Source organism: Lactobacillus helsingborgensis (genome assembly GCF_000970855.1).
In the GTDB taxonomy this organism is placed as follows: domain Bacteria; phylum Bacillota; class Bacilli; order Lactobacillales; family Lactobacillaceae; genus Lactobacillus; species Lactobacillus helsingborgensis.
In genome coordinates this window covers 187,498-200,935 of the sequence record NZ_KQ034046.1, presented here as the reverse complement: position 1 = coordinate 200,935, position 13,438 = coordinate 187,498, and the positions used below count along the sequence as shown (strand labels likewise).

14 protein-coding genes and 1 other annotated feature are annotated in these 13,438 nt (G+C 38.9%); of the genes, 10 read left to right on the top strand and 4 right to left on the bottom strand.

Annotated elements, in window-relative coordinates:
* Positions 1-4: 4 nt before the first annotated feature.
* Positions 5-802 carry a ribonuclease H family protein gene (locus tag JF73_RS00885; RefSeq protein WP_046326608.1) on the bottom strand — a complete coding sequence of 266 codons (798 nt, stop codon included), beginning with the start codon at positions 800-802 and terminating at the stop codon, positions 5-7.
* A 69-nt stretch (positions 803-871) separates the two neighbouring features.
* Here JF73_RS00885 and JF73_RS00880 point away from each other — a divergent pair, with 69 nt between their 5' ends.
* From JF73_RS00880 to JF73_RS00870, 3 genes are all read left to right on the top strand, one after another.
* On the top strand, positions 872-1,804 hold the full coding sequence (locus JF73_RS00880; RefSeq protein WP_046326607.1) for an alpha/beta hydrolase: 933 nt from the start codon (positions 872-874) through the stop codon (positions 1,802-1,804).
* 17 nt (positions 1,805-1,821) lie between these two features.
* On the top strand, positions 1,822-3,285 hold the full coding sequence (cls, locus tag JF73_RS00875; RefSeq protein WP_371212564.1) for a cardiolipin synthase: 1,464 nt from the start codon (positions 1,822-1,824) through the stop codon (positions 3,283-3,285).
* A gap of 146 nt (positions 3,286-3,431) precedes the next feature.
* The gene (locus JF73_RS00870) at positions 3,432-3,731 is read left to right on the top strand and encodes a nucleoside triphosphate pyrophosphohydrolase (RefSeq protein WP_046326604.1); all 300 of its coding nucleotides are present in this window, start codon (positions 3,432-3,434) and stop codon (positions 3,729-3,731) included.
* A gap of 36 nt (positions 3,732-3,767) precedes the next feature.
* Here the strand turns inward: JF73_RS00870 and JF73_RS00865 are convergent, their stop codons facing one another.
* Positions 3,768-4,244 (bottom strand): hypothetical protein, encoded by a 477-nt coding sequence (locus JF73_RS00865; protein ID WP_038520846.1) that lies wholly within the window; start codon positions 4,242-4,244, stop codon positions 3,768-3,770.
* A gap of 193 nt (positions 4,245-4,437) precedes the next feature.
* Positions 4,438-5,199, bottom strand: a complete 762-nt coding sequence (locus JF73_RS00860) for a DeoR/GlpR family DNA-binding transcription regulator (RefSeq protein ID WP_046326601.1) — start codon at positions 5,197-5,199, stop codon at positions 4,438-4,440.
* Between the two features lie 249 nt (positions 5,200-5,448).
* Between JF73_RS00860 and JF73_RS00855 the strand changes: the two genes are divergently transcribed.
* The 6 genes from JF73_RS00855 (at position 5,449) to JF73_RS00830 (ending at position 12,211) form a co-directional block, all read left to right on the top strand.
* Positions 5,449-6,252, top strand: a complete 804-nt coding sequence (locus JF73_RS00855) for a sorbitol-6-phosphate dehydrogenase subunit (RefSeq protein ID WP_046326600.1) — start codon at positions 5,449-5,451, stop codon at positions 6,250-6,252.
* Between the two features lie 12 nt (positions 6,253-6,264).
* A complete protein-coding gene (locus tag JF73_RS00850) occupies positions 6,265-8,154 on the top strand; it encodes a PTS mannitol transporter subunit IICBA (protein ID WP_046326599.1) in 1,890 nt (629 codons plus the stop codon).
* Positions 8,155-8,182: 28 nt separating this feature from the next.
* Positions 8,183-9,331: a mannitol dehydrogenase family protein gene (locus tag JF73_RS00845; protein WP_046326598.1), complete on the top strand. Its 1,149-nt coding sequence runs from the start codon at positions 8,183-8,185 to the stop codon at positions 9,329-9,331.
* A 6-nt stretch (positions 9,332-9,337) separates the two neighbouring features.
* Positions 9,338-9,985: an HAD family hydrolase gene (locus JF73_RS00840; protein WP_046326597.1), complete on the top strand. Its 648-nt coding sequence runs from the start codon at positions 9,338-9,340 to the stop codon at positions 9,983-9,985.
* Positions 9,986-10,072: 87 nt separating this feature from the next.
* Positions 10,073-10,314, top strand: a binding site (T-box leader).
* 58 nt (positions 10,315-10,372) lie between these two features.
* The gene (gene asnA, locus JF73_RS00835; protein ID WP_046326596.1) at positions 10,373-11,386 is read left to right on the top strand and encodes an aspartate--ammonia ligase; all 1,014 of its coding nucleotides are present in this window, start codon (positions 10,373-10,375) and stop codon (positions 11,384-11,386) included.
* A 120-nt stretch (positions 11,387-11,506) separates the two neighbouring features.
* Complete coding sequence (locus JF73_RS00830; protein WP_143435062.1) at positions 11,507-12,211, top strand: NAD-dependent protein deacylase; 705 nt, start codon at positions 11,507-11,509, stop codon at positions 12,209-12,211.
* Between the two features lie 101 nt (positions 12,212-12,312).
* Here the strand turns inward: JF73_RS00830 and JF73_RS00825 are convergent, their stop codons facing one another.
* Positions 12,313-12,672 (bottom strand): DUF488 domain-containing protein, encoded by a 360-nt coding sequence (locus JF73_RS00825; RefSeq protein ID WP_046326595.1) that lies wholly within the window; start codon positions 12,670-12,672, stop codon positions 12,313-12,315.
* 44 nt (positions 12,673-12,716) lie between these two features.
* Between JF73_RS00825 and JF73_RS00820 the strand changes: the two genes are divergently transcribed.
* Positions 12,717-13,349, top strand: a complete 633-nt coding sequence (locus JF73_RS00820) for a DNA-3-methyladenine glycosylase (RefSeq protein WP_046326594.1) — start codon at positions 12,717-12,719, stop codon at positions 13,347-13,349.
* Positions 13,350-13,438 lie beyond the last annotated feature (89 nt).

Genomic DNA, 13,438 nt, shown 5'->3' with positions numbered 1-13,438 from the left:
CTAATTACATTTGATCCATAAACTTATTTAAAGTTTGGTCAACAAATTCATTGCCGCGATTATTGGCATGGCCTTTAGTCCATTCAAATTTAGTCTGAGTAAATTTACTTAATAGTTGGTCAAGTTCTTGCCAGCAGCTAAGATTGGCAATTGCTCCTGGAGTAGATTTAGTCCAGCCACGCTTTTTCCAACCTTTAAGCCAGCCTTTGGTGATTGGATTTAAAACGTACTGCGAATCAAGCACAAATAATAACGGCTTGTCGTTAAAGCCCAATTCCAGTAATTTTTTAAGGGCTTCAATTAGAGCTGTCAATTCCATTTTATTATTGGTAGCGCCAAACTCACCATTTGAATTGTAAGTTGACTTAGGCTGACCACTTTCTTGCCACTCAATTAAATAGGCCCAAGCTGCCTTGTCTGTTTGCCGCACATGACCACCCTTGAAATTGCCGGTATTGCGCGTGCCGCCATCAGTATAAATCGTGGCAAAATAGTTGCTCGCAGCTTTGTTTATTGCCGCAGATTTTGGCGCCTGCTCGGAACTTGTAGCAGTTTCATTGCTATTATTAATTTTTCGGCTTTCTCTTTGGATCTTGGCAATCGCTTCTTGCAAAGTGTCTTCTCCTTTTTGAAAGACCTGATTAACTGTTTCTTTGTCCCAGTTTAAGTATTCTGTGGCATCGGTTATTTTGGCAAAAGATTTGAACTCAGCACCAGAAAAACCATTAACTTGTTTTTTGGCTTCCTCCCACGTGCGATAAACACCTGGTTGGCGGCCTTTTTTGACTGCGTAAAATTTCATATGTTCCCCTATCACTAAATTCTTCTGTCAATGCTAAAATAGAAGTAGTTCTATTTTTAAGGTGGTATTATGTTCTTCAATACTAAAAAATACAAGGAAGAAGTAGAGAAAAACCACAAGCGCGACCTCGCAAAAGAACCAAGTAAGATTAGCATGCTCTTTCTTGCTATTTTAGCAACTTTTGCACCCACTCGCGTTTTCTTACGCCTGCATAAAAAAAGAATAGAAGATAATGCCACGGTTGAACCAAAGGAAGGCAACTTTGAGCAGATACCCATTATTTACTTTCACGGTTTTCGCGGCGGTGACTATACTACAAGGGTAATGGTTAAACAGGCACTTGCCGATAAAGGGTCTGCGAAATACCTTAAAGTTACCGCAGATTTGTTAGGTAACTTTAAGTTGGAAGGTACTTGGACCGGAGATCGCAATCCGATTGTACAAGTGGTTTTTCGGCAGAGACTAATTGGAGTGTATGCAATCGACTATTATCTCCGTTTTACCCTACCCTTTTTAGCTCAAAGGTACCACTTTTCACACTATTCGGCAATTGCGCATTCACTGGCTTGCCCTTGTATAGTGCGGACAGAAATGCGTGAATATCGTAAAAAGAATTTTCCCCATCTGGTAAAATGTGCCTTTATTGCCGGGCCGTTTGATGGGGTAGTTTATTTAGGAGATATTCCCAATGTGAACGCCTTTAACCACAAAGGGCGTCCAGCTGTAGTGAATTTGCATTATCTTTACCTCTTACTAAGACGCAAACGGTTCAATCCCAACATTTCTGTGTTAAATATTTACGGCAATGTCTTAGATAACACAAACAGCGACAAGTTTATCTCCGTAACTTCTGCTAAGAGCATCCGTTATATTTTGGCTCCGTATGCTAAGTCATACCATGAGGTTGAAATACGGGGACAAAAATACGCCGAACACAGCTGGATGCATGATAATCCGTTTGTGATTGACATTATTGATAAATTTATTGGTCTTAAAAAGTAACTTAATTTTTGGAGGAAATACGTGTGATTCTGCTCCGTGATATAGGACGCATCATCATTATTACTAATACTATCTTAGCCTTTTACATCGTCTTTCACAGAAGGCGCTCTGTTTCAACAACTTGGGCTTGGTTGATTATCCTGCTGGTTTTTCCAGTTTTAGGAATGATTATTTACGGTTTTTTCGGGCGGGGAATTTCGCAGGAAAATATTTTTGCGATTAACAAACAGCATCACATTGGTCTGCGCAACGTTCAAAAATCCATTACTGCGGCTCCCAAAAAGATTAGCACTTCTGACACCTCTAATAAGGCCAAGATGGTGGTACATTTTTTTGACCATGATGGTGAATCACCTTTAAGTAAAAACAACCATGTTAAGCTCTACACCGATGGTGAAATCATGTTTCGCGATATGATGCGTGATATTAAAAAAGCCAAGCAATCGGTGAATGTGGAATTTTACACTTTTTATAATGATGAAATTGGTAACGACTTTCTTGATTTACTAATTAAAAAAGCCCAAGAAGGTGTATCTGTGCGCTTGCTCTATGATGCTTGGGGTTCCATGGGAGCAACCAAAGCCTGGTTTGACCAATTAAGAAAAGCAGGCGGCGTTGTGCTGCCCTTTATTACCTCGCGCAACATGATTACGCGGTACCGGATTAACTACCACCTGCACCGTAAAATTGTCGTAGTTGACGGTAAAACCTCTTGGACTGGCGGCTTCAATATCGGTGATCAGTATTTAAGCAGAAAAAAGAAATTTGGCTACTGGCGTGATAGTCAAGTCAGAATTGTTGGTTCAGCGTCATTATTACTGCAAGAGCGCTTTGTCATGGATTGGAATGCCTCTATTCAAAAAGAGAACCAAGTAATCACATTTAACACTATTTTGTTCCCAAATTTGGATGAAAACGACATTCATCGTGGTGACGTGGCAACCCAAATAGTTTCAGACGGGCCAGACAGTTATAATGCTAATATGCGCAATGGAATTATGCGGCTCATGTCGCTGGCTAAAAAAAGGGTTTGGATTCAAACGCCCTACCTAATTCCAGACGATGCGATGTTTGCGACTTTACAGACCATAGCGCGCTCAGGAGTAGATCTCAGAATTATGATTCCTTGTAAACCAGATCACCCCTTCATTTACCGGGCAACGCAGTGGTACGCTAACGAACTATCCCGTTACGGTATCAAAATTTACATTTATAACAAGGGATTTATCCATGCCAAAACCATAGTAGTTGACGATACTTTCTCTACGGTTGGATCTATGAACCAAGATTACCGCTCATACGATCTCAATTTTGAAGATGTTGCCGTTTTTTATGATAAAAACTTCACGCTTGAGGTTGCCAAATCATTTGAGGATGATATGAAAGTTTCATCACTGTTAACCCCAGAAGATATTGCCAAACAAGGTCGCTGGCTTAAGATTTTGCAGAGCTTTTCACGGATGCTCTCACCAATTTTATAATAAGCAAAAAGCCTTCCATATTGCGCATAGAATTCGCACTTTCTTAACTAAATTAAGCTTTTCTTTTGTTACATATTTCATAATATTTTTACCATTTTTAGCAGTATAATAATACTAAAATTTAGTTTGTATGAGAGGCTTAAAAGATGAAAAAATTAGTCAGAGACAAAATTCCAGAATTTGCACATTATGCGACTTATCGTGAACTGGCACCTGCAGAAATTGAGCCGGCTTTAAAGCAGAAATTAATTGAAGAAACTAATGAGGTTCTTGCTGCTAAAACCGAAGAAAACCTTATTGAAGAACTGGGTGATGTTTATGAGGTGATCTTGGCTTATCTTAAATTCAAAAATGTTGACCAAGAAACCTTTTTAAAGCAAGTTAATAAGAAACGTGCTCTTAAAGGCGGCTTCAGTAAATTTTTGGAAATGAACTGGGAAAAATAAATTGCTATCAAAAAAGACCACGCTAGCCGCGTGATCTTAAAAGATATCCTGTACTTCAATGCGGATATCATGATGAATATGATTTTTTAGTGCTTCAATAATTTGAGCTACACCATAAGAAAAGCGCAAATAATATTGTTTATTCTTCTGGGTGGTCAAGATACAAATTACCTGTTTTTTATTAGGGTTAGGTACTTTGATTAGAGTCACCATTACCACATCGGCGTATGATATGGTACGGCGAAAGTAGCCCGACACGACAGCCCTTTTGGGAGCGAACCCCGTAAAGCCGTCTATAATTCCAATCATTAAAAAGATAGCTAAAAAGAAACTCAGTCCCGGATCACTTTTTTCAATCAGTTGCCAAGTAAAGCCAATCCAAATAAAAATTATTGCCCAAATAATTGAAGAGGAGCGATAATGCCCTTTTAAATCAATGTTTGCCTGCCAGTACCAACTATAGCAAGTATAGCCTAAAAGCAGGGCATCTAAAATAAGATAAAAAATTACCATAGAATTCTCCTCACATTTGTTCATTCTCATTATAACAGACTGGGGCGTTTTGGTTGGATAAAGTAAATGTAACTACATAGTTTTTTAACTTATTCAGTAAATTATTTCATAGCTAGCTCTTAAAAGAGATTCCAGTTTACGTAAAAAACAAATTTAATACATTAAAAGCTTAAAGCCCGCTAAATAAGCGGCTCTAAGCTTTTTTTATTTGATCAACTTCAATATGCTTTTTAGCAAATTGAGCTAAAAGTTCTTCATCTTGAGAATCGGTAATTAATTGATCAATTTTGTCTGCGGCACAACAAATAAAATTGCTGTACAAGCCCAATTTATCACTAGTAGCCAAGGCAATAACGTTATCAGCAACATCAATCATTTTCTTTTTAACCTGTGCTTCTTGTTGACTATGAAATGATACGCCGTTATCAGGATCCAAATTATGAATGCCGATAACATAGGTATCAATTCTAAACGTCCTCAAGGCATCAAGTGCTTCTACTCCCAAACTGACAGCTGCTCTTTTGGCAAAAATACCGCCCAAAGTAATGATATTAACATTTCTTTTATTTGATAGCTGAATTGCTACATAAGGCGAGTTGGTAATAAACGTAGCAGCAAAATTTTCGGGTATAGCTTGTGCTAAATAATAATTAGTTGTACTGCCATCAATTAATATAACCGTGTCTTCACGTAAAAAAGACAAGGCTTTTTGGGCCAACTGCTTTTTAATCTCGGTTTTAATCGTTAAGCGCTGTTCAAAAGTAGTTACAGGAGGTCCTATGCGGATGGCTCCATTATAAATTCTTTTAATTAGCCCCTTTTGGTCCAGCTCCCGCAGATCACGGCGGATAGTATCTTCTGAGCAGTTAAACTTAGCCACCAATTCAGCTGTAGTAACGTGTTTGTGAAAATTAATTGCCTGAATAATCAGGTTTTGGCGCTCTTTTTTTAACATTAGGCATCCCTAGTTTACGTTTAACGTGTTTATCTTCACTAATTTTAACATATTTTCTTTTTACTAACTTATTTCAATTTTAGCAGCAAAAATGAGCTTCTTTTAGCACGTTTTTGCATATTTATGCAATTTATTTGAACAAACATGCAAAAATATATTGATTTTTGCATAAATCGCATATAGAATACAGGTGGTTAATGAAAGCGGTATCTATTTTGACCGCAATATATAGAAAAGGAGATACAGATTATGACTCAACAATGGGTTAATTTAGAAGGTAAAGTAGCAATCGTTACTGGAGGCAGTATGGGGCTTGGTGAAGCAATGGTTAATGAATTAGCCGCAAATGGGGCTCAAGTAATTTCACTAGACGTTGCCGCAAATGACGCACATAAAAATCAGGCAAACGTTGCAACAATGACTTGTGATGTCTCACATCAAAAAGAAGTTACAGCGGTTGTCAAACAAATTGTCGACCAATACGGTCACATTGATGTCTTAGTTAATAACGCGGGAGTAAGCAGACCACGTATGTTAGTCGATTATTACGGCACGCATCCCGAATATGAACTTAGTGAAGATGACTTTGACTTCATGACCAATATCAATCAAAAAGGCGTTGTTTTCTGTGCCCAAGCTGTTGCACGAGTAATGATTAAGCAAAAAGCAGGCGTGATCATTAATATGTCTTCTGAAGCAGGTTTAGAGGGATCTAAAGGTCAGAGCTGTTATTCAGGAAACAAGGCAGCAGTCGCAGTTTACACCAAAGCCTGGGCCAAAGAACTAGGTCAATTTAACATCAGAGTAGTTGCTGTGGCTCCCGGTGTTAATGAGCGTACGCCAATGAATAATGACGCAGCCTTCAAAGCATTGGCTTACACCAGAGGACAGGATCCTAATAATATCAGTTCAGACTACAAAGCGATTATTCCTTTGGGTCGTCCCGGAAAAATCAGTGAGATTGCTGATTTAATTACATATTTATCTTCCGACCATGCTTCCTATATTTCTGGCACCACCATTAACATTACAGGAGCTAAATCCACTAGATAGGAGGTGGAGATTATGAACCAAAATAGCAATAGTTCAACCGTTTTAACCAAAATCAGACGTTTTGGCGGCATTATGAGCGCAATGGTCATGCCCAACCTGGGCGCTTTTGTTGGTTGGGGGCTGATGGCTGCTCTTTTCATTCCGCATGGCTGGATGCCTAACAAGGAATTAAATCAGCTGATCGCACCAATCTTGGACTACGTTTTTCCTTTATTAATAGCTTATACAGCAGGATATAACATTCACGGACAAAGAGGCGGCGTCATCGGGCTTTTTGCCAGCATGGGCGTTATTGTGGGTTCAAACATCACAATGATTAGTGGCGCAATGGTTATTGCTCCACTAGCAGCCTGGACACTGAAAAAGTTTGACCATGCCGTCGAAAACAAAATCAGACCCGGTTTTGAAATGCTGGTAAATAATTTCAGTTTAGGTATTATCGGGGCATTTTATTGTATTTTAGCGTTTATCACGGTTGGCCCCGCAATTAGGGGCTTAATTGCAATGATTACAGCAGGTGTTAACTGGGCCACTAAGAATAAGGTGATTCCGTTATTGTCTGTCTTTATGGCTCCCGCACAAGTTTTATTCTTAAACAATGTTGTTAATCACGGAATTTTAGCTCCTATCGGTTTTGCACAAGCAGCTAAAGCCGGAAAATCAATCATGTTCTTAGTCGATAGTAACTGCGGGCCACTTCTTGGCACTCTGCTCTCAATCTCGATCTTTGGCAAGGGTAAAGCAAAAAATACTGCACCTATGGCAATGTTTATTGCCGGTATCGCTGGAATTGGTGAAGTCTACTTTCCATTTGTGCTGGGAAACCCAATCATGATTTTTGCCACAATGGGTGGTTTGGCAGTTTCCCTTTATCTGCAAGTTATTTTTGGTGGCGGTCTAATCGGTGTAGCCTCACCTGGCAGTTTAATCAATATTGCAATTATGACTCCACGTGATGCCATTTTCGCTAATCTAGTTTCAATTGTTGCGGGTTTCCTTGTAGCTGCAGCAATCGGTACGTTTTTACTAAAGGTCTTCCCACCAAAAGAAGATGTTGACCCCACTTTATCCTTCACGGTTGACGATCATGAAGTTAAAACTACAGATGATTTTGTTGTTAAGCCTGCGAAAGGCAAAATTAAGAAAATTATTGTTGCCTGCGATTCCGGAATGGGTTCCAGTGCAATGGGTGCTTCTGTCTTAAAGCTGTTATTGCAAAAAGAAAATTTAACGGACATTCAGGTTAAAAATTCTTCTGCCAACCAAATTGATCAAGATGCGGATCTGGTAGTTACACTTGATTCTCTAATTGACCGGGCTAAAGCAAGCAGTAATAACCCAGATACCACTTTTATTCCAATTAATAACTTTCTAAAAGATACTAATTATAAAGAAGTAATTGATTTTGTTAAAAAGCAAAATAGCAGCGGTACAGCAGAAGCTCCCGCTGAGGAGCAGGCCAAAAAGCCAGAACTTGATCCTCAAATCTTAAACGTTAACAATATCCGTCTCAATCAAAAATTTGCCAGTGTTGATGATGCCATTAGAGCAGCGGGACAAATATTAGTTGATAACAGCTACGTTACACCAGATTATATCGACCAAATGATTGAAAGAAATCAAGATTTGCCGGTATATATCGGTAACCACGTTGCTGTACCACATGGTCTTGAAGACACACGGGGTGCAATTAAGAAAACAGGAATATCAATCATTCAAGTTCCTGACGGAGTCAAGTTTGGTAAAAATGAAATTGCTTATGTCCTTTTGGGATTGGCCGGCGAAGGCGATGATCATCTCAATATTCTGAAAGTGATTTCTCAGACTTTAATGGATGAAGCAAATGTAGAAAAAATCAGGACTGCCAAAAGCCCTGAAGAAATTTTAGCAGTATTTGAATAAAAAATTTTATCGGAGGGTTATTTTAAACATGAAAAATGTAATAATTGTTGGTGCAGGTCGTTTGGGTAAAGGCTTTATGGGAGAAACATTTTATAATGCCGGGTGGAAAATTACTTTCTTAGATATCGATCCCCGCGTTATTCAGGAAATGAACCGGACCCATACCTATGAAGTAAGTGTTCACACTACCAAACGCGTCTTCACGAATACTATTAAAAATTATGACGCCTACCTGGTAGACGATTACGAGCATGTGTTAAAGGCTTTTTTAAAGGCAGATTTATTAATGCTGCCCCTCTATCCCAGTGATTTTCCTGCAGCGGCAAATGAATTAGCCGTTTACTTTAACCAACAATTTAAAGTTGATCCCACTGCAAAAAAGACTCTAATTTGCCTGACTAATAAAAACCATTTGATTAACCAAATAACCCAAGACTTCCGCAGTCACTTGGCTGATGACGAAGTGAGAAATTGGTTTGATCAAAACGTGGTAATAAGAGACTCAATCGTTCGCCGTTCAACCGACGCGGATTCAAATTATGCGACCAAGTTAGTAACAACAGCTGTAGCTTCTCTTATTATCCAAGGTCCCGTATACTCAGATTTTAGCGATGTTAAGTGGCTTGATGTGCGTGACAATGTAGAAATGTTAAAAGATATCAAAGTTTTCACTATTAATGGTCCCCATGCTACTACTGCCTATGAAGGCTACCTGCAAGGATATGATGATATTGCAAAAGCTGAAACAGACGAGAAAGTCCACCAGCTAGTTCAGGGTGTCCATGACGAAACAATAGAAGCCGTCCTGTATGAATATCCGGTAACACGTGATCAAATTCGGGAACTGGAATATTTACCGGCTGCTAAGGACGAAATGTCAGATTCAATTTATCGTGTAGGCTTTGATCCTATCCGTAAAGTTGGTAAAAACGACCGCTTAATGGGCGTAATCAATCTGTGTGAAAAATATCATCTGCCATATACCGCCCATGTAAAAGCACTGGCAGCAGCATTTGCCTATGACGAGCCTCGTGATTCTCAAGCGATGAAAATTCAAGCAGACATCAAAGAAATGGGTATCACCAAGACCATTTCCAAGTACATTGAACGACCAACCACTAATACTGTGGTGCAGCAAATTGCTGCAGAATACGACAAGATCAAGAAGCAGAGGTAAGAATATATGTTCAAAGCTGTTATTTTTGATATGGATGGTGTGTTAATTGATAGTGAACCATTACAGTTGAAACGCCAAAAAGAATACTTGGACTATTTAGGTGTTGCCGTTCCCGACCAGGAACTCATCAAAATGGTTGGCGGAAATAAAAAAATGTACTTTGATATTATTTCAAAATACTATTCTGGTGAACCTAATTACCGTGCCTATTATCAAAAATTTCAACAATACTTTAAGGACCGCCCAATTAACTACCGGAAATTATTAAATCCTGATGCAATTCCGCTATTAAAGTGGCTGCAAAAGCAAGGGTTAAAACTTGCCTTGGCGTCTTCTGGAGCTCCAGAAAAAATCAAGACTGTATTGACGCAGTGTCAGCTAACGCAATTTTTTGATCCGGTGATCAGTGGCAATATGTTCAAGCAATCAAAACCCAACCCTGAGATTTATAATACTGTGGCAGCCAAACTAGGCTTAGAAAATAAGCAATGCGTGGTGATTGAAGATTCGGATTATGGCATTGCGGCTGGTAAAAATGCCGGAATGTTCACTATTGCCTTAAAAGAGGAACGCTTTCCCTTTTCCCAAGCTGCAGCAGATTATTTAGTTGATTCGCTTTCTGATGTTAAGCATGTACTAACAGATAAAATTTAACGAATAGCATTTCTTCACCAAATATTCACAAAATAAATAAAATATTACTTGAATTTTTATTGAAATTATTGTTAAATTACTATTAAATTAAATGCAGTGAAAAAGACGAGTAAATAATTTATTTCTTTAAGTGAAACGGTGATAGTGGGAAACTGTTAGACCCTGAATTATTGAAAAACACTTTTAGCAGCACGCTGAAATTTACGTGAAAGTAGGTTGTGTCGTCTCCAGTACGTTACCACGCTGGTGGAGCATGTTAGTGCTTCATGAGTTGGCCCTTATTTAGGGCAATTAAGGTGGTACCGCGGAAAAAGCCTTTCGTCCTTGTTTTATTAAAAACGGGATGGAGGCTTTTTCTTTTCCTTAAAATCATAGGAGGTCAACACAATGACTTTAATTTTACCTGCAGGTTATCACCCTACTCTTACCATTCGTGACACTGAAGCTGCGATTGTTTTCATTCGTGAAGAATTTCAAAAGATTTTGGCTAAAAAATTAAACTTACAGCGGATGTCTGCCCCGCTGTTTGTTGAAAAAAATACTGGTTTAAACGACAACTTAAATGGCGTTGAACGTCCCGTTGCTTTTGATGCGAAGGACTTACCGGCAGATGATACAGTTGAAATCGTCCATTCCCTTGCTAAATGGAAAAGAATGGCACTGAAAAAATACGACTTTCACATGCACGAAGGTCTTTATACTAACATGAACGCCATTCGCCGCGATGAAGACTTAGACAATTTCCACTCAATTTATGTTGATCAATGGGATTGGGAAAAAATCATTGCTAAGGAGGAAAGAACGGAAGAAACCCTTAAAAATACTGTTACTAAAATTTTTGCTGCCATTAAAGAGATTGAAGCTGGCTGTGCTTTCCGCTACCCTGCCTCTACTTATCGTTTACCAGAAAAACTTTACTTTATCACTACACAGGAATTAGAAGACCGCTGGCCAGACATCAGCCCTGAAGAAAGAGAAAACAAGATTACCGCGGAAGAAAAGGCGGTCTTTATTATGAAAGTTGGTGACAAACTGAAAAGAAGTGGTAAACCTCATGATGGTCGTGCCCCGGATTATGATGACTGGCAACTAAACGGCGATCTGATTTTCTGGTATGAACCTTTAAAGCAAAAAATCGAGATTTCCTCAATGGGCATTCGCGTTAGTCCTGAAAGTTTGCACGCACAATTAAAAAAGGCTGATTGCCTTGAACGCGAAAAGCTGGAATTTCACCGGATGCTGCTTGACGGGGAATTGCCTTATACCATTGGTGGCGGTATTGGACAATCACGGTTATGTATGCTTTTGCTGGGGAAAGCTCACATTGGAGAAGTTCAAGCCAGCGTTTGGCCGCATGACATGATTACCAAGTGCCAAGAGCACGGTATCCAAATTCTTTAATAAACAAAAACCATGCTGTCAATAACTGATGGCATGGTTTTATTGCAATAACCCTATATGTTAGACAAAATCTTGTAGTAAACTAGCAGTAGCAGAACTAGTTTTAAGAAAGGCAAAATTATGATTGATTCTAACAAGATAACTGAGTTAAAAAATGATATTGATCAGGCACGCCACGTTACTTTTTTGACGGGCGCAGGAGTATCGACTCATTCAGGTATTCCTGATTACCGCTCTAAAAACGGCATTTATGACGGCGTTTCTGAAAGTCCAGAAACAATATTGAGCGAAGAAACTCTTTATCAGCGCCCTGACTTTTTCTACAAGTTCGTAATGGATAATATGTACTTCCCTGACGCCAAGCCAAACGACATCCACGAGAAAATTGCTGCTATCTGCAACGAAAAAGGCGATTTAATCACCCAAAATGTTGACGGCTTAGATACCAAAGCGGGTAATAAACACGTGACTGAATTTCACGGCTGTCTCTATAATATCTACTGCACTAAATGTCACAAAGCTGTTGACTACGCTGAATACGCTAAGTCCTACCGTCATGAAAATTGTGGCGGTATTATCAGACCAGGAATTGTTTTATACGGTGAAGCAATTAATGGTGACAGTTTAGCCAAATCTGTCAACGCAATGCAGAATTCTGACCTCGTAATTATTTCAGGCACCAGTTTTGTTGTGTATCCATTTGCCCAATTATTATCATATAGGCAAGCCGGTGCCAAAGTTTGGGCAATCAATAAAACAGCTATTCCGGCAGAAGGAATTTCTGCTATTATTGCAGACGCACTGGATGTTTTTAAACAGCTCTAATTTTTTAAAAAGCCCATTAGGCTATTCGAATTGCTCGTTTTCAGCATCCTAATTTTAACCATTACTTTTCACTTTTTGCGTACTAAAAGAAAAGTCAAAAACTATAATCTTTGTTCAACATATTCTTTGAGCACAACTGCCTGGTTGTGTTCTTTGTTTTTAGCGCCATAAAGAAAAAGGACATCTTGTTCGGCAAGCTTGGCTTTAACCTGATCAACAAAAGCTGTGGTCGCTGGATTATGCTCCAATTCAGCAATGTACTTTTGCCTAAACTCAGGATATTTAGTATCATCGTGATTGAACCACTTACGCAATTCGGTGCTGGGACCAATTTCTTTGACCCACTCATCCAAATTAGCATCTTTTTTGCTTTTGCCTCGTGGCCACAGACGATCAACTAAAATGCGGTAGCCAGCAGGCTGCTCATGTTCATAAATGCGCACTACTTTTATTTTTGTCATGATAATATCTCCTTTTAGTTTAAGTTTACTACACGGAAGAAAAAATGAATTATTCAACTTATTTTACTAATAAACCAACTGCTGCTATTACTAAAGACTTAATCGGCAGACCATTAACATATAATGATGGTCAGAATATAATGGGTGGCTATATTGTGGAGGCTGAAGCATATTTAGGGGTCAAAGACCGGGCAGCACATTCTTACGGCGGCCATCGCAGCCCAGCGAATGAAGGTCTTTATCGCAAAGGCGGCACCATTTATATTTACGCTCAAAGACAGTACTTCTTTTTCGATGTCGCAACGCAAGAATATAATGAGCCGCAAGGAGTTTTAATCAGGGCTATCGAACCAGTCTGGGGTATAGAGCAGATGATTAAAAACCGCGGGGGCAAAGACGGTGTGCTTTTAACTAATGGTCCTGCTAAAATGATGCAGGCTTTTGGCATTCACGATAAAAAATGGAATTTACACTTCTTGTCTGATTCCCCATTTAAAATTGATTTAGATGATAATCATAAAAAGTGGGCTAAGGAAATTAAAACCAGTGCCAGAATTGGTGTTAGTCAATCTGAATTAGAATGGGCTAACAAAAAATTACGTTATTATGTTGCCGGTAACCCCTATGTTTCTAGAATGAAAAAGAGCGCTTATCAAGCAGATAACGGCTGGCGATAAGAGCAGCTTGCAGAAGTCTTTTAAAATAGTAAAAGAAAATAAATGAGATAATTATAAAATATTTTTTAAATAAAATTATTGACAAGTCT

Excerpts from the sequence above, each read along its gene's own strand:
- JF73_RS00840 (WP_046326597.1), top strand. The coding sequence starts at position 9,338 with ATGTTCAAAGCTGTTATTTTTGATATGGATGGTGTGTTAATTGATAGT.
- asnA (WP_046326596.1), top strand. The coding sequence starts at position 10,373 with ATGACTTTAATTTTACCTGCAGGTTATCACCCTACTCTTACCATTCGT.
- JF73_RS00845 (WP_046326598.1), top strand. The coding sequence starts at position 8,183 with ATGAAAAATGTAATAATTGTTGGTGCAGGTCGTTTGGGTAAAGGCTTT.
- JF73_RS00855 (WP_046326600.1), top strand. The coding sequence starts at position 5,449 with ATGACTCAACAATGGGTTAATTTAGAAGGTAAAGTAGCAATCGTTACT.
- JF73_RS00865 (WP_038520846.1), bottom strand. The coding sequence starts at position 4,244 with ATGGTAATTTTTTATCTTATTTTAGATGCCCTGCTTTTAGGCTATACT.
- JF73_RS00820 (WP_046326594.1), top strand. The coding sequence starts at position 12,717 with ATGAATTATTCAACTTATTTTACTAATAAACCAACTGCTGCTATTACT.
- JF73_RS00870 (WP_046326604.1), top strand. The coding sequence starts at position 3,432 with ATGAAAAAATTAGTCAGAGACAAAATTCCAGAATTTGCACATTATGCG.
- JF73_RS00850 (WP_046326599.1), top strand. The coding sequence starts at position 6,265 with ATGAACCAAAATAGCAATAGTTCAACCGTTTTAACCAAAATCAGACGT.
- JF73_RS00830 (WP_143435062.1), top strand. The coding sequence starts at position 11,507 with ATGATTGATTCTAACAAGATAACTGAGTTAAAAAATGATATTGATCAG.
- JF73_RS00885 (WP_046326608.1), bottom strand. The coding sequence starts at position 802 with ATGAAATTTTACGCAGTCAAAAAAGGCCGCCAACCAGGTGTTTATCGC.
- JF73_RS00860 (WP_046326601.1), bottom strand. The coding sequence starts at position 5,199 with ATGTTAAAAAAAGAGCGCCAAAACCTGATTATTCAGGCAATTAATTTT.
- JF73_RS00825 (WP_046326595.1), bottom strand. The coding sequence starts at position 12,672 with ATGACAAAAATAAAAGTAGTGCGCATTTATGAACATGAGCAGCCTGCT.
- JF73_RS00880 (WP_046326607.1), top strand. The coding sequence starts at position 872 with ATGTTCTTCAATACTAAAAAATACAAGGAAGAAGTAGAGAAAAACCAC.